Annotated in this window: 26 protein-coding genes and 2 tRNA genes; 13 read left to right on the top strand and 15 right to left on the bottom strand. The window is 37.2% G+C overall.

The window, feature by feature from the left end; translation table 11 throughout:
* Positions 1-558: 558 nt before the first annotated feature.
* From Q3Y49_RS01000 to Q3Y49_RS00990, 3 genes are all read left to right on the top strand, one after another.
* Positions 559-792 (top strand): hypothetical protein, encoded by a 234-nt coding sequence (locus Q3Y49_RS01000; protein ID WP_303270348.1) that lies wholly within the window; start codon positions 559-561, stop codon positions 790-792.
* Between the two features lie 97 nt (positions 793-889).
* Positions 890-1,108, top strand: a complete 219-nt coding sequence (locus tag Q3Y49_RS00995; RefSeq protein ID WP_303270347.1) for a hypothetical protein — start codon at positions 890-892, stop codon at positions 1,106-1,108.
* A gap of 408 nt (positions 1,109-1,516) precedes the next feature.
* The gene (locus tag Q3Y49_RS00990) at positions 1,517-1,660 is read left to right on the top strand and encodes a hypothetical protein (RefSeq protein ID WP_303270346.1); all 144 of its coding nucleotides are present in this window, start codon (positions 1,517-1,519) and stop codon (positions 1,658-1,660) included.
* Positions 1,661-1,935: 275 nt separating this feature from the next.
* Here Q3Y49_RS00990 and Q3Y49_RS00985 read toward each other — a convergent pair whose 3' ends face one another.
* The 7 genes from Q3Y49_RS00985 to Q3Y49_RS00955 form a co-directional block, all read right to left on the bottom strand.
* The gene (locus Q3Y49_RS00985; RefSeq protein WP_303270345.1) at positions 1,936-2,142 is read right to left on the bottom strand and encodes a GDCCVxC domain-containing (seleno)protein; all 207 of its coding nucleotides are present in this window, start codon (positions 2,140-2,142) and stop codon (positions 1,936-1,938) included.
* Positions 2,143-2,170: 28 nt separating this feature from the next.
* A complete protein-coding gene (locus Q3Y49_RS00980; protein WP_303270343.1) occupies positions 2,171-3,517 on the bottom strand; it encodes a dihydrolipoyl dehydrogenase family protein in 1,347 nt (448 codons plus the stop codon).
* 2 nt (positions 3,518-3,519) lie between these two features.
* The gene (merTP, locus tag Q3Y49_RS00975; RefSeq protein WP_303270341.1) at positions 3,520-4,152 is read right to left on the bottom strand and encodes a mercuric transport protein MerTP; all 633 of its coding nucleotides are present in this window, start codon (positions 4,150-4,152) and stop codon (positions 3,520-3,522) included.
* On the bottom strand, positions 4,149-4,526 hold the full coding sequence (locus tag Q3Y49_RS00970; RefSeq protein ID WP_041650451.1) for an ArsR/SmtB family transcription factor: 378 nt from the start codon (positions 4,524-4,526) through the stop codon (positions 4,149-4,151). The genes merTP and Q3Y49_RS00970 overlap by 4 nt, the downstream gene beginning before the upstream one ends.
* A 535-nt stretch (positions 4,527-5,061) precedes the next feature.
* Entirely contained in the window at positions 5,062-5,985 is a 924-nt protein-coding gene (locus tag Q3Y49_RS00965) for a hypothetical protein (protein WP_303270340.1), read from the bottom strand.
* Between the two features lie 20 nt (positions 5,986-6,005).
* Entirely contained in the window at positions 6,006-7,043 is a 1,038-nt protein-coding gene (locus Q3Y49_RS00960; protein WP_303270339.1) for a virulence RhuM family protein, read from the bottom strand.
* 2 nt (positions 7,044-7,045) lie between these two features.
* Positions 7,046-7,207 carry a hypothetical protein gene (locus tag Q3Y49_RS00955; RefSeq protein ID WP_303270338.1) on the bottom strand — a complete coding sequence of 54 codons (162 nt, stop codon included), beginning with the start codon at positions 7,205-7,207 and terminating at the stop codon, positions 7,046-7,048.
* A gap of 114 nt (positions 7,208-7,321) precedes the next feature.
* Here Q3Y49_RS00955 and Q3Y49_RS00950 point away from each other — a divergent pair, with 114 nt between their 5' ends.
* On the top strand, positions 7,322-8,149 hold the full coding sequence (locus Q3Y49_RS00950) for an ankyrin repeat domain-containing protein (protein WP_303270337.1): 828 nt from the start codon (positions 7,322-7,324) through the stop codon (positions 8,147-8,149).
* A 62-nt stretch (positions 8,150-8,211) separates the two neighbouring features.
* On the opposite strand, the gene Q3Y49_RS00945 is transcribed toward Q3Y49_RS00950, so the two are convergent.
* Positions 8,212-8,679, bottom strand: coding sequence for a DUF1905 domain-containing protein (locus tag Q3Y49_RS00945; protein ID WP_085517238.1), 468 nt, complete (start codon positions 8,677-8,679; stop codon positions 8,212-8,214).
* A 487-nt stretch (positions 8,680-9,166) separates the two neighbouring features.
* Between Q3Y49_RS00945 and Q3Y49_RS00940 the strand changes: the two genes are divergently transcribed.
* The 7 genes from Q3Y49_RS00940 to Q3Y49_RS00910 all read left to right on the top strand — a co-directional run bounded on the left by Q3Y49_RS00940 (position 9,167) and on the right by Q3Y49_RS00910 (position 18,201).
* Positions 9,167-9,514 carry a DUF6660 family protein gene (locus tag Q3Y49_RS00940; RefSeq protein WP_303270336.1) on the top strand — a complete coding sequence of 116 codons (348 nt, stop codon included), beginning with the start codon at positions 9,167-9,169 and terminating at the stop codon, positions 9,512-9,514.
* Between the two features lie 295 nt (positions 9,515-9,809).
* Positions 9,810-14,216, top strand: a complete 4,407-nt coding sequence (locus Q3Y49_RS00935; RefSeq protein ID WP_303270334.1) for a CusA/CzcA family heavy metal efflux RND transporter — start codon at positions 9,810-9,812, stop codon at positions 14,214-14,216.
* Between the two features lie 35 nt (positions 14,217-14,251).
* Entirely contained in the window at positions 14,252-15,460 is a 1,209-nt protein-coding gene (locus tag Q3Y49_RS00930; protein ID WP_303270333.1) for an efflux RND transporter periplasmic adaptor subunit, read from the top strand.
* A 58-nt stretch (positions 15,461-15,518) separates the two neighbouring features.
* Positions 15,519-16,310 (top strand): cation efflux transmembrane domain-containing protein, encoded by a 792-nt coding sequence (locus Q3Y49_RS00925; protein ID WP_013453356.1) that lies wholly within the window; start codon positions 15,519-15,521, stop codon positions 16,308-16,310.
* 2 nt (positions 16,311-16,312) lie between these two features.
* Positions 16,313-17,200 (top strand): cation diffusion facilitator family transporter, encoded by an 888-nt coding sequence (locus Q3Y49_RS00920; protein WP_303270332.1) that lies wholly within the window; start codon positions 16,313-16,315, stop codon positions 17,198-17,200.
* Positions 17,190-17,630: a Fur family transcriptional regulator gene (locus tag Q3Y49_RS00915; protein WP_013453354.1), complete on the top strand. Its 441-nt coding sequence runs from the start codon at positions 17,190-17,192 to the stop codon at positions 17,628-17,630. The genes Q3Y49_RS00920 and Q3Y49_RS00915 overlap by 11 nt, the downstream gene beginning before the upstream one ends.
* Positions 17,631-17,817: 187 nt before the next feature.
* A complete protein-coding gene (locus tag Q3Y49_RS00910; protein ID WP_013453353.1) occupies positions 17,818-18,201 on the top strand; it encodes a DUF3703 domain-containing protein in 384 nt (127 codons plus the stop codon).
* Between the two features lie 59 nt (positions 18,202-18,260).
* Here the strand turns inward: Q3Y49_RS00910 and Q3Y49_RS00905 are convergent, their stop codons facing one another.
* The 7 genes from Q3Y49_RS00905 to Q3Y49_RS00875 all read right to left on the bottom strand — a co-directional run bounded on the left by Q3Y49_RS00905 (position 18,261) and on the right by Q3Y49_RS00875 (position 23,584).
* Positions 18,261-18,905 (bottom strand): AAA family ATPase, encoded by a 645-nt coding sequence (locus Q3Y49_RS00905; RefSeq protein WP_303270331.1) that lies wholly within the window; start codon positions 18,903-18,905, stop codon positions 18,261-18,263.
* Between the two features lie 253 nt (positions 18,906-19,158).
* Complete coding sequence (locus tag Q3Y49_RS00900; protein WP_303270330.1) at positions 19,159-20,073, bottom strand: hypothetical protein; 915 nt, start codon at positions 20,071-20,073, stop codon at positions 19,159-19,161.
* Complete coding sequence (locus Q3Y49_RS00895; protein WP_085517220.1) at positions 20,073-20,342, bottom strand: helix-turn-helix domain-containing protein; 270 nt, start codon at positions 20,340-20,342, stop codon at positions 20,073-20,075. The genes Q3Y49_RS00900 and Q3Y49_RS00895 overlap by 1 nt, the downstream gene beginning before the upstream one ends.
* 137 nt (positions 20,343-20,479) lie before the next feature.
* Positions 20,480-21,691, bottom strand: a complete 1,212-nt coding sequence (locus tag Q3Y49_RS00890) for a hypothetical protein (RefSeq protein WP_085517218.1) — start codon at positions 21,689-21,691, stop codon at positions 20,480-20,482.
* 198 nt (positions 21,692-21,889) lie between these two features.
* A complete protein-coding gene (locus tag Q3Y49_RS00885) occupies positions 21,890-23,131 on the bottom strand; it encodes a site-specific integrase (protein WP_303270329.1) in 1,242 nt (413 codons plus the stop codon).
* A 248-nt stretch (positions 23,132-23,379) separates the two neighbouring features.
* Positions 23,380-23,453: transfer RNA gene (locus tag Q3Y49_RS00880), tRNA-Pro, on the bottom strand.
* Positions 23,454-23,495: 42 nt separating this feature from the next.
* A tRNA-Ser gene (locus Q3Y49_RS00875) sits at positions 23,496-23,584 on the bottom strand.
* Positions 23,585-23,947: 363 nt separating this feature from the next.
* Here Q3Y49_RS00875 and Q3Y49_RS00870 point away from each other — a divergent pair.
* The gene (locus tag Q3Y49_RS00870) at positions 23,948-24,916 is read left to right on the top strand and encodes a vWA domain-containing protein (protein WP_303270328.1); all 969 of its coding nucleotides are present in this window, start codon (positions 23,948-23,950) and stop codon (positions 24,914-24,916) included.
* Positions 24,913-25,821 (top strand): tetratricopeptide repeat protein, encoded by a 909-nt coding sequence (locus Q3Y49_RS00865; RefSeq protein WP_303270327.1) that lies wholly within the window; start codon positions 24,913-24,915, stop codon positions 25,819-25,821. The genes Q3Y49_RS00870 and Q3Y49_RS00865 overlap by 4 nt, the downstream gene beginning before the upstream one ends.
* Positions 25,822-25,824: the final 3 nt, after the last annotated feature.

Here is a 25,824-nt window from a genome sequence, read left to right as displayed (position 1 = left end):
TGAATTAACAAAAAAATAAAAACCTGGCAGGCAAAACCCACCAGGCAATAAAACTAAAACGGCAATGGCGAGAAATTAATCTCAAACCACAAAAACCGAAGGAAATAATAACCTTCAGACTGAACACTGAACCGCGTAAAACTAAACGCTGGACGAAGACGAACGTACGTCACCAACCACCGGCTGGCGATGCGCACTCTAAAAATTAATTTAAACATAGTGCGCATCCACACAGGACCGGTGAGATAGATGCAAGAGCAGCACATAAAAAATACTTCCGCCATCTGGCGGAGGAGATTTTTTTTGTAGCCGGCAAAGCGAACTCTTGCATCTTTCTCATCCGCATGCCTGTAACTTTCACTATGTTTGGATTGATTTTTTCACTTTCCAGAAGCAAGAAAGCCATTAAAGAGCTTTTTTGGAAAGTAGGAATTATGGCAGGAACTTAGCTTTGGAAAGCTACCTCCTCCTCATAAAAGGCTGGAGAAAATATTTTAAAGTCCTAGTTACTTTCAACATATCTATAAAGCTATTAAATTGTTTATTGTAAAGTGAGCTATGAAAAAATACCTATCAAATAACCTACACACGACAGGGAAATATTTTCAAAAGAGAAAAGAAAAAAAAAGAAAAGAGAAAGCTTTTCTTTCAGGGGGAATTGCTTCGGGGGCAAGTCTTTTTTGGAAAATACTTCCGTTGGTGAGCGGAGGAGATTTTTCAAAAAAACCGAAGGGCTTGGACTTGCGGCCGAAAAAGCAATTCATCCCTAATTTGCTTTCCTCTTTTATTTAATTTTTGAAGAAATATTTACCTGCAAAATTCCAATCGAAGTTTATCCAAATTCCTGGGGCAAACTCAATGCGGCCTAAAGCCGCACCTTAAACGGGTGGTGGGGAATTTGGGAAGGGATGTGGAATACTATCCTATCGTATTACCACAACAGTTTGATCAAGGCACTAATGCGGGTAGACGTGGGAAGGTGAACGCAGGAAGAGCGGTTGCAAATAATGGAGTTTACGGAATGGTTTGCAATCCGCTGTGTGTCGAGCCGTCTGCGAGTGCGACCCTGGGTGGTAGACCGAGAGTGACCGAAGGGAACGGGGGCTAGCCACGAGCGGAGAGTAACGGAGCGAACAAGGCTTGGCGTGGTTTTTTGTTGAGAAGGAAAAAGCAAGTTTAATACAGCCATTGAAGAAAGGGATGTGTAAAGCGTGGCTGAATTATACTTGCTGTGGGAGTGACAAAGCGCCTTTATTTGAAGGGGCTTTGGTCACGATGGGCTACAAAAACCATGACAAGCCGCAGCCCGGGGGCGCCCGCAGGCGAGCCTAACTCTGGCAACCGGGGGCTGTTTATTTTAAATGGAGTTTACGGAATTTTAAAGGAACAGACCAGGTAGGTTGCCGTGATGCAATTGGGCTAAGCTGCAAGGGGCATGACAGCACATGCCCCGAAGGGGTTGGCTTTTGGCTTTAAATACCTTATAAATTTACACTTATTTAAAAGCCTGAAGCCAATGCTGGCGAGACCCTTTGCCGCAGCCCAAGTGCAGCACACCATAGTGCCTGGCAGTGCGGCTGGTATATCAAACAACAACTTTTTGGCTTGGGAGCCAAAAAGACCGCTTCCTTTTGCATTTTTTACCTCTTTACCTGCTTAACAGAAGAAAAAAGCAAAAGCTACGAGGGAAGGATTGTGCGGGTAAGTGCGGTTGGTTAGCCGAGGGCCTTTGATTTACCCTTTAGGGAAATTAAAGGCTTTCGGCTGTGGGAGCCATGGGCTTTGGCTAATTTTTTTGGATTGTCTAAGGGATGTAGGGAAATTAGCCAAGGCGCATGGTCTTTGCCTAATAATTCATTTAGAGAAAGCTTTAAATGGGAATAAGGAAAAACGAACGTATTATGTTTATTGATGCGTTCGTTTTTTGGAGCTTTTTTAACAGCAGCTTTTGTTTTGTTGGATCGGTGGACATGCTACTGTTCCGTAACTACAATAGACACAGCAATCACCAGTTTGTGGTTTTAAAACTGTGTTACAATTTTCACACTCATAGAAGAATTGACAAGCATCTGTTGGCATTTCTTCTGTTTTTTCATGCCCACAGTTGGGGCATTTTATCGTTGATTCTAATACTACTTCCATTTGAGTTCTATTTTTATGATTTTAAAAATTAAACCATGTACACTATATCCGAACTTGCTGAGGGATAGGTAAGGATCATGGTTTTTATGTCTTTTGAAGTCAGGCCTCCTTTAATTGCCATGGCAAAAAGATTAATAACTTCTTCTGCATGGGGTCCTGTAAGGTGTGCTCCCAAAATTTTACCACTATCTTTTTCGATGAGCGTTTTAAAAGCATAGGTCTTTTCATTGAGCCTTTTGGCTGTAAACCAATTAGGAATACTATTTTTTTTAACAATGAAATCCAATCCCATTTGGTTGGCCTGCTCTTCAGATAGTCCTACTGATGCCATTGCTGGTGAGGTAAAGACCACAGTTGGTATAGCACTGTAATCAGGCTTTTTGCTATTTTCTTTTAGAATGTTGGATGCTACAATATGACCTTCCATCACGGCCACAGGAGTAAGAGGCTTGCCATCAGTAGCAGCTGCATCTCCGGCAACATATACATTTGGGTTTGATGTACTTTGCAGATATTCGTTTGCGACTATTCCTTTTTGAGTGAACTTCACATTGCCTTTATCTAAATCAAGGTCAAAAATAGCAGGCAGCCTTCCTGCTGAATTAATTACCACTTCAGCTTCCCAGTTCTTTTCATTACCATCAGGGTTTGCAGTGACTTTATATCCAGCTTCCGATTTTTCGATTTTGCTGACATCTGTGTTAAGTATTAACTCTATATCTAATTCTTCCGTGGCTTTAGTGATTTGTTCCACAATAAAAGGATCAAAATTCTCTAGAGGTCTCTCTCCCCGGTGAATAATAGTCACTTTACTGCCATAGCGAGCAGCCATGTGGGCAAATTCAAAAGCTATATAGCCACCACCTATAAATATGAGAGATTTAGGAAGGTTTTCGAAGTTTAAAAAGTCGGTACTTGTGAGTGTTAAGTCTCCACCGGGAAAATCAAGATGACGGGCTTTCGCTCCAGTGGCAATCACAATCTTAGCTGCTTCTATAATCTCATCTCCTACCTTCAGTTGATTTTCCTTTATGAAGCGGGCAGAAGAATGAAAGGTCTCCACCCCATTTTTCTCATAGCCTTTTTCTAATTTTGCAGGCATAATTTCCACAAATTCCTGTTTGCTTTTCATGGCAGCTTTCCATGAAATTTCCGGAATATCAGAGATGTTTCTATCCTCCAAATTGGTTGCGAAATGCCTTAATTCCGTAGCTGCCAGCATAATTTTCTTCGGATCGCAACCGCGCAAAGCGCAAGTACCACCATAAGGTAATTCATCCGTTATGCCTACTTTCAATCCTTTAGAGGCACAGCGATTGGCGATATTCATCCCTGCCATGCCAGAGCCAATTACAAATAAATCGTATTTCTTCATAATTATTTCTGACTGATTACTTTATAGCCTGTGCCGTTTATGGCTGCCTTAATTTCTTCACTAGTTACTTTTGATTGATCATATTTTACCATAGCATCAGCATCTTCGTAACTCGCATCTACTTCCACTATACCGTTTAGTTTATTAACATCATTCTCTACATGCGAAGCACAGCCATTACAGGTCATCCCCTTGATTTCGAAAGTGGTAGTTTGCAGATTATCAGTTTCTACCACAATAGTCTGTTTTTGATCTTGTGAAGGATAAAACATATCAGCATACAGAGGAAAAGCCATCATCACCACCGCAAAAACCGTTACAATTCCCAGAAACTTCTTGCTTTGCCAAAAATTGGGTTTTTCGTCCTCTTCACAAGCACAAGCTATTTCCTCTTCCGTTCTGGGTTTCAATTTTTGATACCAGGCAAAAGCTAAAACCAGTATGGTCACTGCTATTAGATATGGTCTCAAAGGATCTAACCACGAAAATGTGGAAGCAATCCCAGATGCACCTGAAACCAGGGCTAAAACCGGGGTGATACAGCATATTGATGCTGCAATTGCAGATACTAATCCTGCCCCTAAAAGTTTTTTGTTATTATTGGATTCAATATTTGAGTTTTCCTGCGTAGTCATATCATTTCTTTTTTGTCACCAACTGTGATTTCCTGAAACAAGGGTTTTAGAAGCTCTAAATGTTCTTCATTAATTGCATAAAAAATGGTTTGACCGCTTCGTTTTCCTGTGATGATATTCCGGTCTTTCATTTTTCGGATGTGCTGAGATATTGCAGGAATACTCATTCCCAAAATATCGGAAAGATCACAGGGGCATAATTGGCCTTCTTGTTCTAAAAGGTAAAGTATTTTCAGTCTGACCTCATTACCGGCTAAATTCAGGATGCTACTCAGCTTACCGAATGATTCTTTGTTTTCTTCGAGATTTTCTTTGCATTGCTGAATTTGTACTTCATCAGCCAATACCCTTATACATGATTGATTTTTATCCATGGTTACTTTATTTGTACTTCCATAACGCATGCAAGTTAATGAAGTTCATTATTTAAGCAAATACTTAAATACAGTATTTTGATATAAGGCATATTGTAGCTATTCAATATTATTGACCGAATTAAGGTAGTTTGGGCACAATCACCACGCTTGCCAAGGGAGGGAATTGAGTTGATTTCTGCATCAATTTAATGATAGAACGCTTTAGTGATTTTATGCGAAAAGTATCGAAAAGTGATACATTATGCATAAAAGTACTATTTAAAATTGACGGTAGCCCCCATTCTTAGTTCATTCTCAAAAAGCCTCATCCTTAATCCTTCCCCAAAAGGGAAGGAGACGGAGCTGGTGGTGTGGGTTTGATTTAATTTTTTGCCACCTTGGGGAATTTGCAGGTTTGTGAAATGACTAGGCACAAGCAGGCTGTTTCGCTGTAGCTGGCGGGTTGAACGCGTTTTGCTTCACAACGCGCTCGATGGGGTTTTTGGGTATGAGCTGGGACCTTCAGTTTGTTTTTTACTTTGAACTTGATAAATCATAAGTTCTCACTGCCTTTTGATAATAAGTATTTAAAATCTTCATTTGGTAAGATTTTAGAAACTATGAAAGAAGCTGTTTCCTTATTGATGATTTCTGATAAGGTGAGATCAAATATTTTTCCTTTCACCAATTGCTTCCAATTTTTCTGGTTTAAGGTCTTACTTAGTGCATTGAGTTCTTCTAATTCATTAAATAGTATTTCTTGACCAAGGCCCAGTATTTTGAGTTCTTTTATTACTTCATCAATGGAATTTTTATTTTGCTTAACTGTTTTTCTTTCTCTGGATCGTTGCCATCTACCTAGTTGCAATTCTCCTTTAATGGTAATTTGGTATGATTTATAATCGTTTGTTATGAAAGAAGACTTTAAAAGCTCTTGAATAATTTCTTTTAATTCATCATCACCTCTAGGGAGAGTAATTCCATTTCCTGCTAAAATCCACTGGACAGAATTTAGATTATTTCCTTTTAGATTATTTAATTTGAAAAGTATCAGATAAAGAATATCTTCAATATTAGGGTTTTCAATGTCAATTAAAGGCTCTCTTTTCAGAATGACATCTAAGTGAGGAAGTATCGATGAGAATTGATCTAAAAATTCTATCCTGTTATTTAAGGTTCTATTGATGTTATTACATTTATCTTGAAAAGTATCTTCTTTGCCTATATAGTGCCACCCTATAAATTTGTCAATGCCATAAGATTCATAATTATTCCATAACCAACTATCCGGATCAGAAAATGATTTGGTAAAAATAGTCTGCAATTGTTCATCTAAAGTATTTCTTTTCTCGATAGCATTTCTTAATCCCCGGTCACTTCTAATTTCCTTTTTGTCTAACTCCTTTAAATCGACAAGGACAGGTTTTATTGATTTATTGAAATTTTGAAGGGATGATTTGATTCGAATATTTTGCATTTCCTCAGGTGTTTTACATGCTATTTATTCCGTTTCTTGGTGATGCGTTTTACCTCTTTATCGAAGTCAGATTCGAAATTTTTATCTTGTTCTACTCTGAATTTCTGGTATTCTTTTTCTGCTAGTTGTTTGGCTATCTGTGCTGAGATTTTACCGGCATCCTTTAAAACTTTGTAATCATTAAATTGTAAAAAGCCATCCAGTTTGCTTATCCAATCGCTCATTTTCATGGGATTTTGTCTTTCAGCTTGTAGCTCCGCAAAGTCTAAATACATGGTGACTATACGGTTGAGGTCCTTGAGTTCTTTCTCTTTGAGGTAATTTTTAGCTGTTGTAATATCTGTTTTAAGTACTTTTCCTTTTGGTGCGCTCTTCCATGTGGTTATACCCATATGAGGTTTTTTAGCATCCGCTCTTTCTTTAATGATTTCAGCTGCGGTATGACCCGTAATAGCCCAATGGAGTTTGTTTTGCACTGTTTTGAAGAATGTCTGCGAGATTTCTGCTTTAGGATCGTAATCAATGCTACATTGAGCATAGATATCGGTGATTTTTTGGTAGAATCTTCTTTCACTTGCTCGAATCTCCCGAATTCGTTCTAGCAGCTCATCGAAGTAATCTTTACCAAATTGGGCAGAACCTTGTTTTAAACGTTCGTCATCCATAGCAAAGCCTTTGATAATGAATTCACGTAAAACTTTGGTTGCCCAAATACGGAATTGTGTACCACGCTGTGACTTCACTCGGTAACCCACAGAAATGATCACATCCAAATTATAATACCTTACGGTGTTTTCTTGTGTTTTCCCTTTGATAGCGCCATGCGGACTGGTAGTTCGGAAATCCCGAACAACCACTTTCTCATCCAGTTCACCTTCTTCAAATACATTACTAATATGCTCCGATATCGTGGATTTGGCTTTTTCGAAAAGCTCTTGCATACCTTTTTGGGTAAGCCAAACAGTTTCATCTTGTAATAGGACATCTACCTTTACTTCCCCCGCCTGGGAAACGTAGAGCAGGAATTCGCTTTGGTTGGGGTTAAGGTTGTTGCTCATTTTTAATTTAATTCAAGGTCTTTAGTTTGTTCGTTAATCCAAGCTAAGGCAGCATTTTCATCTTGTTCTATTGCCATTTCCACTGCTTTTTTTGCTACTTCTAAAAGGTGTTCGGATTGCTTTTTGAGTTTGAAGCTTTCATTGATTTCATCTTTTATATTCAATTGAATATTGGCATTTAAAATTAATTGATATGACTAAATCCTGAAATTACTGATTTCAAATATATGAATTTTATATGAAGGCTAAACCTTTAGGTTTAGTCTTAGTGTTGATAATTGTATAAGTTTGTACAAGTCAATAAAGTATTAAAACTAAATCAATTCATCTTCGAAAATCAAGAAAGCAAATCACCGCAATATGACTTTGGTTCAGCCCTGAATGATGAGCTCTATGAGAATTTAAAGAGTGGGCCTGGCTTTATGGATAGGATAAAACCTTTGATTGCCCAAGGAGCTAATATTAATGCTCGGAATTCGAATAAGGAAACGGTATTTCAGGCAACTGGAAGTTATTACAGCAAGTTAAATCACGATATTGTACGTTACTTGGTTTTAGAAGCTAAAGCGAACATAAATGCTCATGATGATGAGTATGTTACTAGTTTGTATTCCTTGGCATTAAGTGAAGATCCTGAGCGGTTAAAACTATTCCTGGAATTAGGTGCCAATCCTAATACCATAACACCTAACACTTTCCAGACTGTTGTAGATGATATTGAATCACTTCATTATTCAGCCTATGAAGTTTTTGAGAATAAGGAAGAATCTTTACTGGAGGCAATTGAAATCTTAAAATCTTATGGAGCAAAAAGCGCTCATGAATTATTTACCACTGAGCCAAAGGAATATCTTGCTGTGAATATGTTTTATCCTACATTTTTGGTCTCTAAATATGGGCAAATGCATGTGGAGGATTTGACTAGTGATCCTACTGTTTTAAAAGCGTTTGAGGAGTTAGAAAGGCTCAAAAAACAGTATGAAAATATTGTTGATGATAAAAAGCAATTAGCGTTTTATAAAGGGATTGTAGGGAATCATGTTCGGAAGATTAACGGGTTATTGGAGGGGTTGGATGTTTTGAAGGAGGTGGAGGTTGTAAAATGAGGGATTATGAATTTGATTTAGGTACTTAAATATCCTATTAAAGCAAATCAAATGGAGTCTGCTTAATTATTATTTTTACTCAGTTGGTCAATGTATTTCAAAATCATTTTTACTTGCTTGTCTTCTGATTTCAAAGGAATTATTTTCCCGATAATTTCATTTCTTTCTTCTTCTGGCATTTTTTTAAATGCTGTCAATACACCTGAATCTTTGAAAGTTTCTAAAACTTCCTTTTCGGTAATTTGCTCGCTGGAAGTTTGTAAATAGAGGGTTACTTTTACTGTGTCGCCACCGCTTTTATTGATTGCTTTTCTAATGGTGCTATTTATAGAAATGAGTTTATCCTGATCTCCTATTTTTGCTAAGTTATGACTCTCTATTTTATAGTCGTCAATTGTCCCTGAAACCTTCATAGAGCCCCACTTCCCCACTATGTGTTTTGTGTTCGGAATTTGAATATGGTAAGTCCAGGCGCCTTTTCCTGGTTGATATTTTAATTCAAGTTTTTCGTCTTTAACTAATTGCTCCATTTTGTTGCGATTTATTTTGTAGGCTACTAAGCAAAAGCTAGGTAATTTAAGGTGTTATCAGAAAATCACAGGTAATCAACCTTAAATCAGACATCATTGTTTTTGCACGCCATTTATTCGTTAGAATTGAAGAATGTTCAAGTTAATGGTACCGATTGAGATGGATTTCGGCTATTGGACTAGCTCGCATCTAATGGCTGGAAATCTATACTTAATCTTTCTCCCGAGGAGGAGACTGAGTAAGGGGTGTGAGTTTATCCCCACTTTAAGGGATATTTTGAGAATTGATTATATAGAAGTTAGACAGCTTGTTCCAGAGGAGATTAAAAGTTCAGTTTAAAATTTACCAATGCGTTTTGTTTCGCAGGAAGCTCGATTAGGAGAAGTTAAATTTTTAATATGTTAAGAGTGATTTATCAAAAACGGCTTTGATTTCGGTTTACAAGTATTTTTGATTTGCCTAGTTGCATAAATGCAATAGCCTTGCATGGATTTAATCTCTACCTTTGCTTTCGTGAAAGTTTTATGCTACATATTGAGTATTTATTTGATTACGCTTTGCGGGATACCCTGCTCTGATGCTAAATCAATAAATAATGATCAAGAAATCACTTCTTATCGTGATTTGGCAAATGAAAATCAAAGCCACGAGCATAATCAGGAAGAAGATGCTTGTTCACCGCTCTGTGTATGTCATTGCTGCCATCTCCATTTCTTTCCTATAACAGAAATTCCATTTTCACATCCTGATCTATTATCAGGTTCTTATTCTCTCTATTATCAGGATTTCAGAACTATTGAAATCTTCGACTTCCTAAAACCTCCTCGTCTATAAAGCTTTATTCAACAGATAGGTGCGCCCTTTTGATAATGATTGGCATTTAGAAATTGCTAAGGAGTACTACTATACTGATTGAATGAGCAATTCCAAGAAGCCTTAACAGCTGGAAGATTCTTTTATTCTTTCAGCCTGAGGAAAATCTAAATGATTCATTAAAAATTGAAGGAAATAAACACCTCATCAAGCTTTAAGTAGGTATTGGTGATGTCTATTGAGTTGGTCTCTAAGATGACCATTCAAATTAGATTGTGTCCATTTTCCTCTTTTTAAATAACTAATTAAAAGTCTTATGATTAATAAAATCATTTCTTTTTCTATAAAGAATAAATTTATTGTGGGTCTGCTCACTATGGCACTCATAGGAGTTGGAACATACTCCATGTACACGGTCAATTTGGGTTCTGTACCTGATATTACCAATAATCAGGTGCAAGTGATGACCGTTTCGCCTAATCTAGCCACGGAGGATATAGAACAGTTTGTGACTTACCCTGTGGAATTGGCTATGGGTAACTTGCCGGGAGTCAATGAAATTAGGTCAGTTTCACGGTTTGGCCTCTCAGTTGTAACCATCGTTTTTGAAGATGAGATGGGTACTTATTTGCCTAGGCAATTAGTACAGGAAAAGCTCAACGACTTACAGGAAACCATCCCTGATAAATTTGGAAGCCCAAGTATGGGGCCGATAACAACAGGCTTGGGTCAAATTTACGAATATACCATTCAGCCAGAGGAGGGCTATGACTCGGTATATTCCCCAATGGAGCTTCGAAGTATACAAGATTGGATCGTAAAACGGCAATTGACCTTACTGAAGGGAGTAGTTGATATTAACTCTTTTGGCGGGTATATCAAGCAATATGAAGTAGCCATTAATCCTGAAAAGCTTAATGCCATGAACGTAAGTATTTCTCAAGTTTATGAGGCACTGGCTAGAAATAATGTTAATACGGGAGGCGCCTACATAGAGAAAAACCACATGTCTAACTTCATACGAGGGGAAGGTTTAATTAGATCATTAGATGATATCCGTAAGATATCGGTGAAGACAGAAAACGGTATTCCTATCACTATTGCGGATATAGCGGAAAAAGTGCATTTCGGAAATCAAGTGCGCTATGGAGCTTTTACCCAGGATGGAAAAGAAGCAGTTGGTGGCATTATCATGATGCTCAAAGGAGCTAACCCAAATAAGGTCATACAGGATGTGAAAGACCGTATGGCAGAAGTGGAAAAATCGCTTCCTGAAGGTTTAAGCATCAATACGATAATTGACAGAAGTGATTTGATTTCAAGAACCACTGATACGGTTAAAACCAATTTGATTGAGGGAGCTTTAATTGTGATTTTTGCCTTGGTATTGCTTTTAGGTAGTTTACGAGGTGGTATTATCACCGCTACTACTATTCCGCTTTCGCTTCTATTTGCTTTTATACTAATGAAGCAATTTGGTGTTTGGGCTAATCTTATGAGTTTAGGAGCCATTGATTTTGGGATTATCATAGATGGAGCTGTCATCATTATTGAAGGAACTGTTTATGAAGTACAAAAGCGGATTAGGTCTGGTAAAGTAAAATTTAATCAGGGCGTGATGGATGATTTGGCTTATGATGCTGGTAGCACTATGATGGGTTCCGCATTTTTTGGTCAAATCATTATATTGATTGTTTTTGCTCCTATTTTATTTCTCACAGGAGTAGAAGGTAAAATGTTTCAGCCCATGGCTTACACCTTTGGCTTCGCCATGATAGGGGCTATTCTCCTATGCTTGACTTACGTTCCGATGATGTCGGCCTTACTGATGAAGCCCATTCAAAATAAAAAGAATTGGTTTGGCAGATTTGAGCGAGGCTTAGAAAAGGTGAGCGATAAAATCATAAGCGCCATTCATAATGCCTACATACCGCTACTGAAAGGGGCTTTACGTTTCAAAATGCTGGTCATCATCTTAGCCATTGCTTTACTGGGAGTTGCAGGGTATACATTTTCCAAAATGGGAGGCGAATTTGTGCCACAGTTAGATGAAGGAGATATTGCCATGCAGGCATTGGTAAGGCCAGGCAGCTCACTTAGCGAATCGAAAAAGGTTTCGATTAAAATAGAGCAACTATTGCTCGAAAATTTTCCTGAGATTAAAACTGTTACTGCTCGAATTGGAGTGGCAGATATACCTACAGACCCCATGCCAATGGACATAGCCGATATGTATTTAATATTGGAAAAAGATAAAGATCAATGGGTTTCCGCTAAGACAAAAAATGAATTGATAACGAAAATCAAGGAAAAGCTCGAAACGCATCTTACAGGTGTGAATTTTGTTTTTACACAGCCGGTAGAGCTGCGATTCAACGAATTACTAGAGGGGGTACGGGAAGATATTGCCGTTAAATTATATGGTGATGATTTAGATATTCTTGCTAAGAAGGTACAGGAAATGGCTGAAATTATTGAGACTGTGCCGGGTGCTGGAGATGTTAATCCTGAACGGACATCAGGCTTACCTCAAATGACAGTGCGCTATAATCGCGATAAGATTGCGCAATATGGATTGGACATTCAAAAGCTGAATGAATATGTAAGCTCAGCCTTTGCTGGAGGAGTAGCGGGGGTGATTTTTGAAGGAGAAAAGCGTTTCGATTTAGTCATTCGATTTGATGAAGCCTACAGGCAAAGTATAGAGGATTTACAGACCCTGTATATAGATTTGCCAGACGGTACGCAGGTCCCGATTAAAGAGGTAGCAGACATTAGTTATGTGCCAGGCCCCATGCAGATTTCTCGTGATAATACTTATAGGAGAACTTATGTGGGCGTTAATACAAGAGGTAGAGATGTTGAATCAGTAGTGAAAGACATTCAAGCTAAACTGGATGCTGAGCTTGACTTACCTCCCGGGTATTATATAAGCTATGGCGGTGAATTTGAAAATCTGGAGCGGGCAAAAAGTCGTTTGATGATTGTTGTACCCATAGCACTCTTCTTAATATTTGTACTGTTATACTTTGCTTTAAAATCTTTCTCGCAATCCATTATGATTTATATCGCTATTCCACTAGCTGCAATTGGGGGTGTTTTTGCTCTTTGGCTGCGAGATATGCCCTTCAGTATTTCAGCAGGGGTAGGCTTTATCGTACTATTTGGGGTAGCCGTTTTGAATGGGTTGGTATTAATCAATCGGTTCAATTCATTGAAAGAAGAAGGTGTTACAAGTATTAGAGAACGAATTTTAACAGGAACCAAAGAACGAATCAGACCAATTATGCTTACTGCAACAACCGATATTTTTGGATTTTTACCGATGGCATTTTCTGCCTCCGCAGGAGCTGAAGTACAGCGGCCTTTGGCCACAGTAGTCATTGGAGGGATGCTTACTGCCACGATGCTTACGCTGGTAGTATTGCCAGTGCTTTACACTTTTGTTGAAGGAAGAATTGACAGGAGAAAAGGACTAAGATCACCAAGTGTCAATGTTATTATTATACTTATCATTTGTGGAGGATTATTTGGTTTGTCAAGCTCAGGCCATGCACAAGGTGTTCAGCAAGATTCGTTTACTGAAATCACTTTAGATGAGGCTAAGAAAAAGGCGGTCGAGAATTATCCTAAAATCAAATCGGCAAAACTGGAAATTGAAAAGCAACTAGTACTAAAGAAAACAGCTTGGGATTTGGGGAATACTCAGATTTTCAAAGGAAGAGAAGAAGCGGGCAATGGTTCCAATGGAGTGTATACAAGCATTGGCTTTCAACAGCAAAATATTGATGTTTTTGGTGTCGCCTCTAAGCGAAACCTTCAAAAGGAAAAAGTGGCGCTAGCTGAAAAAGCACTCGACCTATCTATAATCGAATTGGAGCGAGAAGTAAGTAGTGCGTGGGGAAATCTCTATGCTGCAAAGAATAAGTTTGAAGTTTACGATAAACTTGATTCTGTTTTTAGGGATATAGAAAGAGCGGCTAAAATAAGATTGGAAACAGAGGCTACTTCTAAGTTAGAATTTTTAGCAACAGCTAATCAAGCCAACAAAGTACATATTGAAAGAGAGCAAGCCTACAGAGACTACCTAAGTGCCCTGCAACGACTGAATCTGTGGTTTGCTAATGACAGCTTATTCACCGTAGCAGATATTCCATCAGAACAATTAGAAGATCCCCTAAATTTTGTGGCAGATTCTCTAAGAAGTCATCCATTATTGGATATTTCGGCACAAGAAGTTGAAGTGGCAGATGCCATCATAAGGGAGAGGCGGTCACAGTTTCTGCCGAAGTTGCAAGGGCAATATGGCAGACAGGAAATTGCAGGCCAGTCTGGGTTTTATACTTATCAGGTAGGTATTAAAATTCCTTTATTTTTTGCACCTGAACTAGGTAGGTCGCAGTCTGCTAAAATTCAAAAGGATATTGCTAAGCAAAATTATAAAGAGACTCAATTGAAATTGAACAATGAATACAATCGTGTTAGAGCGCAGTATCTGAAATGGTACGATTCCTGGAAATATTACCGTGAAGAGGCCTTGCCACTTGCTACCGAACAGCGGAAAGGTGCTATTGCAGCCTACAGAGAAGGAGCTATTGACTATGTTTCTTTTCTACAAAATGTAAAAGATGCTATCAGTGTAGAAGTGGATTCTTGGAATGCCTTTGGCCAATACTTAGAAAGTCGCTATCAATTAGAATATTATTTAAAAACATCAAAATAAGTCATAAAATCATCAGATTTATAAAACATAAAGCAATGAAAAATCAAATTATATATATTCTGGTATTCTTCTTTTTTGGAACAGTAATTACAGCTTGTGGCAGTAAATCAACTGGAATAGAAAATAATACGAAGGATAAATCAGCAGAAGAGGCTGGACATAAAGAAGCAGGAATGTCTGTTTTACATCTTTCCAATCTTAAGTTTGAAAGCCTAGGGATAAAGGTGGATTCCCTGCCTAGCCGCAACCTATCTGGAATTGTGGAGGCAAATGGACATTTAGAAGTTCCTCCACAGCATGAAGCTACCGTTACTGGCATATTAGGAGCCAATGTAACAAGTATAAAAGTGATTGAAGGAGATAAGGTTAAAAAAGGTGAAGTATTGGCTTTTTTGTCACACCCTAATCTCAGCAATCTTCAAAGTAACTATATACAAGCTTATAGTCAATTCCAGTATCTTGAAAAAGAGATGCAAAGACAAAAGCGCCTTTATGAGGAGGAAGTAGGCTCAGGAAAGGATTACCAGGAGACCTTAGCAAATTACCAAGCAAAACAAGGAGAAATGAAGGGTTATGAAGCTCAATTGAAACAATTAAGTTTAAACATAAGAAGAATTCAGGCTGGTGAAATTTATCAGTATGTACCTGTTGTCAGTCCTATAAATGGGTACATAGAAAAAGTCAAAGTTCAGATCGGCCAATATGTTGAGCCTCAAACTGAAATGTTCATGATTGTGAATACAGAACATGTTCATGCGGATTTGATGGTGTTTGAAAAGGATGTTCATAAAGTGGAGGTAGGCCAACAAATGAAATTCTCGGTTGCTTCAGTGCCAGGTGCAAATTTGACTGCTAAAATATATTCTGTGGGTAAGAAATTTGAGCAGAACCCAAAAGCGGTACATGTTCATGCAGAAATTGAGCAGAAGGAAAATTTTTTAATCCCCGGTATGTATATTAATGCTAGAATTGAAACTAGTAATAAGCAAGCCATAGCATTACCAGAGGAAGCCATTATTGAAGAAGATGGAAAGCCTTATATTTTCCTTGCAGAAGAGCTTCAAAAAGACGGTGAAACGGAATGGACTTTTCAAGCTGTGGAAATACGAACTGGGTTGAAGGCAGATGGATGGGTTGAGATAAAACTTCTGGAGCCACTTCCAGCAGGGGCGCTAGTCGCATGGAGTGATGCTTACTATTTGATTTCAGAGATGAATAAAAGTAAGGCTTCTCATGGACATTAGATTGAATTTCAAAATTTTCAGAACATGCGGTTTTGTATCAGTTAATATTTAACAAAATATGAATAAGAGCACTTTTAAAATACATAAAATGGATTGCGCCTCTGAGGAACAGATGATTCGAATGAAGCTAGAAAGTTTAGAAGAGGTTAAGCAGCTTGAATTTGATATTCCCCATCGACAATTGCAGGTATATCATAGTGCTGAAATTGATGGCATTCAAAACGCCCTAGCCGAACTTCAACTGAATGAAAAATTAGTAAACACCCAAGAAGCAGACTTGCCAGAAATTATTGATCATACGCAGCAGAGAAAAGTACTTTGGTGGGTGTTAGGAATAAATTTAGTCTTTTTTGTAATTGAGATGACTACAGGCTGGATTTCAAGCTCTATGGGCTTAGTTGCTGATTCCTTGGACATGCTAGCAGACTCTATTGTTTATGGGCTTAGTTTATTGGCAGTTGGTGCTGCTGTTGCTAGGAAAAAGAAAGTGGCAAAAATAAGTGGCTATTTTCAAATGGGCTTGGCTCTTTTAGGTTTTTTGGAGGTATTGAGAAGATTTTTTACTGAAAGTGGAACACCTTTGTTTCACTGGATGATTATAATTTCAATCCTAGCCCTAGCAGGAAATTTAGTGACACTTTGGCTAATCAATAAAGCAAAAAGTAATGAGGCTCACATGCAAGCGAGTAGCATTTTCACCTCTAATGATATAATTGTGAATGGCGGTGTGATTTTGGCGGGTGTACTGGTGTATTTATTAGAGAGTAAATGGCCAGATTTAGTAATTGGTGGAATAGTTTTCACCTTTGTGATTCGAGGCGCAATAAGAATTTTAAATCTTTCAAAATAATTATGGGAAATAATAACGAACATTCACATGATCATTCTGAAGGCAATGTAAAAGTAGCCTTCTTCCTCAACCTTGCATTTACGATAATTGAAATTATTGGGGGGCTGTACACCAATAGTTTGGCTATTTTATCTGATGCCTTACATGATTTGGGAGATAGCCTGAGCTTGGGGCTATCCTGGTATTTTCAAAAATTGTCCAAAAAAGGCAGAACAAAGACCTTTTCGTTTGGATATAAACGGTTTTCCCTGTTAGGAGCTATCATAAACTCCATAGTATTAGTCGTGGGCTCCGTATTTATCTTAACTAAGGCAATTCCCGGTCTTTTCAATCCTGAAGAAACCAATGTAGAAGGAATGTTGTACCTTTCTATACTGGGCATTATCGTGAATGGAGCAGCTGTCTTTAAACTGAGAAAGGGTGAATCTCTGAATGAAAAAGTAGTCTCATTGCACCTACTGGAGGATGTATTAGGCTGGGTTGCTGTGTTTATAGGTAGTATTATCATGATGTATTTTGATGCTCCATTTATTGACCCATTGCTTTCTGTATTAATATCCTTATTCGTGCTATACAATGTCTATAAGAATCTAAAAAAGAGTTTGCTCGTTGTAATGCAAGGAATTCCTTCTGATGTATCAATTGATAAAATACGGAAGAAATTGGAAGTGATTGATGAGATTAAAGATGTGCACGATTGCCATGTGTGGTCTTTGGACGGAAATTATCATATTATGAGTATTCACATAAGATTGAAAGAAGATTTTAGATTATCGGAGCTTTCAGAGATCAAGAAAAAAGCTCGTAATGAATTAAAGGATGAATCTGTTAATCATATTACGATTGAAACTGAAAGCATGGAGGAAAATTGTGAGTTAGATGATTGTTAAAGATCAAGAAATGAAAATAAGGGAACTTGAAAAGAATTTACAAGAAAAGAATATTAGACCAACGGCTATGCGTCTGTTGGTATTAGAAGCCTTGCTAGATCAAGAAATTGCCATTAGTTTGACTGATTTGGAAAAGGAGGTTGAAAAATCTGATAGAGTGACCTTATTTCGCACGCTTAAAACATTTCAGGAAAATGGGCTAGTCCATAGCATTGATGACGGTACAGGTGCGCCCAAATATGCATTATGTGAAGATGGTTGCAAATGTGAATTAGAGCGAGACTTGCATGTCCATTTTCATTGCAAGGAATGTAATGAGACCATTTGCCTACCTAAATATAAAATCCCAGAGATTAGTTTACCACAAAAATTCATATCAGAAGAGGCGAATTTGGTAGTAAAGGGTATTTGCGGGAAATGCGCTAGTTGAGTTGTAAATGGATTGTTAATAGTGGGTAAGCTTGAAAAATTTCAAACTTTAATTATATTTTTGGCCGTATGCCTAGACTTGTTCATAGAGCAATTTGAAGAAATAATATAAAGCATTTTTACTTTCCAATAATTGCAATTCCACTGCATTGAATTATCCTGTATTTTCGTTCAAAAAATATTTTGATATGAATTTCAATACATTAATGCCTGAAAGACTCAAAATTTATTACTGCAAAGAATTGGAATTATATAGGGAATACTTAAATAAAAAAGAATTGCCAAAAGCCTGGCAACAGTTAGAACGGGCTCATGTCTTAGGCCAGCCCTATCCTTTTCAACATTCCGAAGTTCATTGGTTGATGTTAAAATTTGGCATAAGAATAAAAAGCACTAAAGAAATTATTGGGCAGATACCTAGATTACTTGTAGGGGGTGTGAAATCTTTTGTGGGAAGGATTCCTGTGGGGAATACAGGGGGAGCTAATGTTCCTCCGTTGCAATCCATGCCAATTGAAAAAGATATTCTAGATATTATTGATAAAGTAAAAATAGAAAGTAAGGCTTCCTAATAATGTCATTGGATTAAAATGATGCTTTAAGGGAGTAGAGATATGTATATTGTGCAATGCTACATTCTTTTGTCTTTTGAATTAAACGAGATGAGATTAAACATTTCTCTCATTCGTGACCTTACTCTGTTTCCATAGAGATTCTCCAATTCATCAGGATTTAAGTTGGTTGTAGCATGTGTAATCATTCCTCTGGAGGTGAAAAGGCTATAGCGATTAAGAAGTATTTCAGCTATAGTGTTGGTCTCGTTGCCGAAATGCTTGATTGTGGATTCCAAGCCGAGGTCATCGAGGCACAGGGTTCGTGGCACCATTTGGTCTTGGTAGCGTTGGAAGTGGGCTTTTGAGTATTTGTTGATGATGGAAAAACCATGGTCGAGAAATTCGTAAGAAATTTCTCTTGTTGATTTAACTGGGTATTTATGGACTGAGTGGAGGAAGTGGCGGAATAGCATCATGAGGGTTGTTTTACCACAGCCAACTGGGCCAGTCAAAAGAAGTCCTTTTCTTATTGAAAGTTTGTACTGCTTACATAGCTTTTCATCTTCGAAAAAATACGCCAGTATTTTGAAGATGATTTCATAGTCTGCAGGGTAAACTTTAAAATGATCTCCAAATTCTGATTGACCTGCCTTATGCAGAAAATCAATGCATTTTTCAAATTGGAATTTGGTGGAGGAGTAGTTTTTAGGTTGATTGTCCATTTTTAATAACTAATTCTATTTTCATCTTTTAAATCTTTTTGTTGTGCTTTCTTACTCATACTTTTTCTTGATAAAAAGTATGGCAAAAATCAAGGCAAAATGATGCTGCCATACGCGAAGCCAGCGCTGGCCCGCCATTTTGCCCTTCCTTCCCGCTTTGGGATTGTGCTAAAAGCTAATTGAGTACCATAGTTTTCCATTTCATCATTGATTTTGAATGAGATATAGACCTCCTTCGCCAAGGCTTCGGAGGTCAGAGAGGTATGTCATAACTTTTTTGTTCATTGTTGTGGAGTTTGCCAGCTTCGTTTTCCTGGTCTTGAATGCCATTGAATTTTTTGAAATTCAAGAGCCAGTTTCGGACAGCTGCTTTCCAATCTTTCATGGGTGACTTTGAGCCCACTTTCCAGCCTTTTGCTGAATAATAATTGAAAAATTTTTCAGCCTCCACGGGAGCGAAGCGAACCGGAATAGAATATTTTTCGGTTTGCTTTTCAAAGAAATCTTTTAGCTCTTTTTTTGATGGTGGTGAGAAACGCGAATCTTTTGGTGATGCGTTTTCGCTAGAATCCGAGACTGGAGCTGAAGCTCTTGAATTTGTGCTGCTTTTAGTTTTTCCTTTTTTTTCCTTTTCTGATTTTTTATTTTCTTCATATATATCTTGTTTATTGTTTATATAGTTTGTATTGTTTATGTAAGGGTGCAGTACTTGTTCACTGCTTGTACCACTTTTGCCCCTAAGCTGGTGCACTACTTGTTCACTACTTGTACCACTATTGCCCCCAGCTAGTGCAGTACTTGTCCCGATATTGCCCCTAAGGTTGTTCAGTACTTGTTCAGTACTTGTACCGAAAATGAACATCTCTATTAGGCTACCTTTCATGGGATTGTGAGATGGAAAATATTTCAGAAAGCCCATTTTGTGGAGGTCTTTTAAGCACTTGTGATAAGTGTGCTTTGAGCCTATTCTTGAAACCGTCATGACCTCTTTTCTACTGATGGAAATAGGGTTTTTAAAATGGCTATAATTCCAAATAGTAAACAAGCCAATGTAGAGACTAACATGAGACGGATTCATTTCAGGAGTTTCAGAAATTTTATCCATTGCTGATAGGAACTGGTGAATGAAATTCACCGGTTCCTTTACTGAGTTTTCTTGAGTATTCATCAGCTTATTTTGTTTTGTTCCAAAATGCTGTGAATGTCCTGAGAATCGTAGTATAAAACCCCGCCCATTTTAGTGAAAGGCAAAGTGCCGTTTACCCTGAGATTTTGAAGTGTTCCTGGACTAATGCCCAGGAGTTTTCTAACCTCATCTGATTTCAGCCATTTTTTGGTTGAAACTCCTTTTTGCTCCGAAAGGAGCTTTTTGAATTCGTCCACGAGTTCGAGTTTGAATTCGCGTAAGTCGTCTGTTGTGATAACTTCTGCTGCCATAAATTTTAGTTGTTTTTGTTGTCATGGCAAAGCTGCAAAAAGGAGGAATGCGAAAACAGTTGCAAAGGGGTTGTGCAACCCCCTGCAACCCCCTTCAATTTGCTTGAAATAGCGATTTTGGTCGAAAAAAATTTAAATTAATTTAAAGATTTATCTTTTTCGGCTTTTTCTACCAGGGTTTCCATTATTTCCTGAACATTTTCAATGGTGGTATTTTCAGGAGAATAGATTTTGTTTCTTAAGCTTTTGAGTGAGATATCTTTTTGACTACTAGTAGAGAAATTATTAGAAATGAACTCTACTAACTTCGAGGTATTTTCAGGAGCAATAATGTTTGAGTTTGCTAATAATTTCATTAAATAAGCTAATTGACCTACGGATAATTTGCTATAAATCTTGGTGTTTGATACTGGCCTGTTGATCAATGTGTGGTGATGGTTAAATTTAATTGCCAATTGCTTCCTTTCTTTGAAAAAGAATATCTCTTCATTGACCCAATTTATTAGGCTTGCTTTTAGACTTTCTACACCCTGGTTGAATTCGAAATCAGGTTTCACTTGTGATTGATTGATGAGCTTTTTGAACAGCTGCAGAAGCAATAATTGCTCTCTATAAGTAGATTTAGATTGATAGTTTTTCTTTATCCTGAGGCTGATATAGTTGTAAATTGCAAATACATTAAAATTCAAGTAGAGTAAGTTTGAAATAAATTGCTTCTCAAGCCGAATGCCTTTTAAATCTCTTGAAAGAATCGTTTCAATTTCCTCGAGGAAGGTTTTGCAATAAATGAGTTTTCTGTAGGAAGCATTTTTTGGATTGTCAATAAATGTATTGATATGATGATTGATAATCTTAAGGAGCGAGGAATCAATTTTCTTTAGCTTACCTAATTCTTTAACTCTTACTAGTTGATTCCTCAATTGATTCTGCGAATTGATAAAATAGGATGTAGGAATTTGACTATCCTGGCTAAAGTATTTGGTAAAGTGTTTTTCAATGAAAGTCAATAATGCTGTGATACAATCAATAAGTATTAAACCCAGTTGAGAAAGGTAATCTCCATCTTTTAACTGAAGCTCATATTCGATCGATAGGTAACCGACTTGCTGTGAGATATGATTGGAAATTAGGATTAGCTTTTGTTGATAAAGCTGTATTTGACGCTCGATGATCTTATCTTCAATTTCACTGAAGGCTAACATCATAAAGGATTGTTTAATCCTCTCTTCTTCTCTCTCAAGGTCTTCGGCCCATATTCTAAATTCTTCTTCTTTTAGAGGCGGTCTATTGTTTTTTGAATTAAAATATTCATTTACGATATAGTCAAATAACTGTAATTCATACTTCACTTTTCACTAAGGTTTGAGTTTGTAATAATTTTGGTTCAAAAGTGGGGAGCATTGGTTCTATTTTGACTGAAATATTGGTTCGTTTATAATTGTTTATTACTATATCAATATTCATAAATATACTACAGTAGTTAAACAACAATAAAACAAACTAATTAATATTATATTTATTGTGCCCTTAAAGCAAAAAAAGGCAGATCAATCTGCCTTTTTTACTAATTCGTTGTTGCTCAGCCTTTTCTTAAGTGCCGCCATATCAGTACCGATTTTATTCTCTACTACCTTGGCATAAATTTGAGTAGTGGCCAGTTTTGTATGGCCAAGCATCTTGCTCACCGTTTCAATAGGAACGCCATTGGTTAAAGTCACCGTTGTAGCGAAGGTATGACGCGCTATATGAAAGGTTAGCTTTTTCTTGATTTCGCAGATGTCGGCAATCTCCTTTAAATAGGCGTTTGTTTTTTGATTGGACGCTGCTGGAAGTAGCACACCCCTGTGCTGAGCTTGCGGATTGTCTTTATACTTCTCCAATATTGCTTCGGCTTGAGGTAGTAATGGAAGAAATACTTTGTTAAAAGTTTTCTGTCGGTGGGTTGAGATCCATTTCTCGCCATCCATTCCAATTATGATATTTTCCTCGGATAAGTTGGCTACATCTATAAAGGATAATCCTGTATAACAGCTAAACACAAAAATATCCCTTACTTGCTCTAACCTTCTTCCAAAATCTTTTTCTTTAATTTTGGTTAATTCTGCTTCGGTTAAGAATTCTCTTTCAACTCTGTCGAATTTTGGAGTGAAATTTCTAAATGGATTCTTTTCAATCCACTCAATTTTCATTGCGAGATTGATTAGTTTCTTAAAGCGCTCCATATGCTTCATTACTCCATTATTAGAAAGTGGATTGTGATGATCAATGGGCTTGGATGTTCTCAAGTAATATTCGAAATCAAAGACGAATTTACTAGTTATGTCTTTTAATTTGATGTCATCCGTTTTATGCTTGGCTGCTAAAAATCGTTTTAAATAATTTTCTGTTGCACCATAGTTTTTTAGTGTACCTGGAGCCAATGTGTTTTTCATTTTTTCTTCGTGGTAAGTGAGAATATCTGAAAGATAATTATCCTCCGAGGGTCCATTTCCTAAAAACAGGTTTTTGATATCCTTTGAAGAAATGGAAGGGTTTTGAATAATATGTTCACGATAGATTTCAGACAGATTGAATTTTATTCTGTCTAGGTGATTACATATTCTTTTGAGTTCGATTGTGTTGCTCTTTGGAAAGCATTTTTTTGAATCCCAATGTTTCTCATGGATGGACTGCTGAGAGGAAAACTCAGCTCTTTTTCCATTTACATTAATACGAACATAGATGGTTCTGTTTTCTTTAGAACCTCTGGCTTTTCTGATTAGAAACGAGATGTTAAATGTACTTTGCATGTCAGTAATTTTAGGTTAAACATTACCTATTGCTCAAAATGAGCACTGACACAAAAGCAACTAAATAGTATTAGCAGCAGACAACAACTGTAAACTTAAAATAAAAGTGTTCACCAGCCAAATTTTGGTGTTCACCGAATTGTTCACTCGGCAAATGCTTTTATTTGGTATTATTTGAAAACAAATAAAATAAAAAACCCCTTAAAACTGAATTTAAGGGGTTTTTGTGAGTGTTTAAACTCTAATAGTCGGGGTGGCAGGATTCGAACCTACGACCTCCTCGTCCCAAACGAGGCGCGATACCGGGCTACGCTACACCCCGAGATTTTACTGTTAATCTCTCTTTTGTACTAAGAACTTTCTGCGGAGAGAGGGGGATTCGAACCCCCGGTACGCTTTAACACGTACGCATGTTTAGCAAACATGTGGTTTCAGCCACTCACCCACCTCTCCGGGCTTTGTTTAACTCAAATCCCCTCCTCGTTTCCGAAAAGTGATGCAAATATAAAGGAAGTTTTCCGTCTCTACCAAATCAGAATCAAAATAAATCTAACTTTTTTTAGATATTGTTTTCATCCCGCTGTATGCCAGTAAATTAATTCTTCAATATTTATTAAATCACTTTTTCATTTTCAATGCTCATTAATAATATGAATTGTCTACCTGACGGTTTGAAATGTCTGAGGTATAAAAATCCGTTTAATATTAATCCTGAAAATTATAACAAGACATTCTTTCTGTCGTTTTACAAATCTTAGAACCAAATCAATGTTGCCCTTTACATTTGCTTTTATATTTTTGTAAAAATTTAAATCTATGACTTGGATTCACTCCCTCGGGGCGGAAGAGATTATATTTATAATTATTTTTTTAGTACTCTATCTGACTTATACCTTTCGGGTTTTTTCTGTAGCTAAAAGAGTTGGTCAAGCCTATTCCAATATTTTGCCAAAATTTTTGTTAAGGTCTGCTGTATTTACTTTGCTTATTATTTCCCTGTTAGGACCTTCCTTTGGCGATGATAAAAAGGAAATTAAGGCAGTAGGGAAGGATATTATGATAGCAGTAGATTTATCCGCTTCCATGGATGCTTATGATGTTGCACCCACTAGACTTGAAAAAATTAAATATGAATTGAAAAACATAGTCGATGCTTTTAATTCTGATCGGATTGGTTTGCTAATTTTTTCGTCTGAGGCTTTTGTTCAATGTCCATTAACATATGATCAAAATGCTCTCAATCTATTTATTGAGACATTGAATACAGGTTTGGTTCCAGGAAGCAGTACAGATTTTGGAGGGGCTTTAACAATGGCACATGAAAAATTAACGTCAGAGGAAGGCCCTTCTAATCAGCAAAAATCAAAAATCATCATCCTTATTAGCGATGGTGAGGATTTTGGGGATGACACGGAAAGTGCAGTAACCAAAATCAATGAGTCTGGAATTCGATTGTTTTCACTAGGAGTGGGTACTGAGGAAGGTAGTAAAATCAGAACTCGAAGAGGGTTTAGAAAAGATCGAAGTGGAAATGAAATAATCACCAAATTAGATGCTCGATCTTTAAAGAATCTTGCAGATGAAACAGATGGCGAATATTTTGAGATTAATGAAGGTGAAAATGAAGTGGGAAGGTTAATTGCTACCATTAATAATATAGAAGGGGAATTAAAAGATGCCAAAACTGTTGATGTATCAGCTAATAAATATTTTTATTTTTTGATTGCAGCCATCATTTTGCTGTTATTAGATTTAGTAACCACACTTAAAATAATTAAAATATGAAGAATTTTGTATTCATATTACTAGGGTTTTTTACTTCTTTTCAACTTGCTGCTATTGATCCTGTAGGAAAAATAGCCAAGGCAAATGCTGCCAAAGAAAGAGCACAACAGGCTTTGAAAAATGGCAATTATGAAAAAGTCGTAGAACACTATACTTACCTTTTAGATTCGTTGGGATATGAAAGTCCTGAGGCTGAATTGAATAGGGCTCACGCCTATTTTCAGTTGAAGGATACAGTCAATGCATTTGATGCTTATAGGAGGGTCTCTGATGTTGAGAACGCCAAATTAAAATCTAGATCTATGCTACAAATGGGTAATCTTTCTGAAATGCAAAAGGAATATGAAAGTGCCCTGTCTTTTTTTAAAGAGGCTTTGAAAGCAGATCCTAGCAATAGTAAGGCTCGTTATAATTATGAGTTGCTCAAAAAGAAAATGCAAGAGCAAGAAAAGCAAAATCAAGATCAGAATCAAGACCAAAATCAAGAGAATAAAGATCAGGAGGAACAAGATCAAGAAAATAAGGACCAACAAAATAAGGAAAATCAAGACTCTGAAAATCAGAAGCAAGACGAGAATCAAGAAAAGAGCCAAGAAGATAAAGAATCGGAGGAGCAGCAACAGAAAGATGATGCTGAGCAGCAAGACGGGGAGCAAAATAAGGAGGAAAAAGGAAAAGAGCAGGAAGAGCAAAAGCAACAGGAACAAAAAGAGGGAGAGGAACAAAAAGATGGGGAAGAGCAGGATATGAAACCAAGTGCGAAACAGAAGCTAGAAGAAATGAATATTTCCGAAGAAAAGGCTCAAATGATATTGGAGGCCTTAAGAAATAAAGAGTCTCAATATTTTCAGCAATTGAGGAAGAAAGCGACCAAAAAACAAGATTCGGGCAAACCTGATTGGTAATTT

The organism is Marivirga harenae (assembly GCF_030534335.1).
Classification (GTDB): domain Bacteria; phylum Bacteroidota; class Bacteroidia; order Cytophagales; family Cyclobacteriaceae; genus Marivirga; species Marivirga harenae.
The sequence above is the reverse complement of the archived record's forward strand: the minus strand, read 5'-3'. Positions and strand labels throughout refer to the sequence as shown.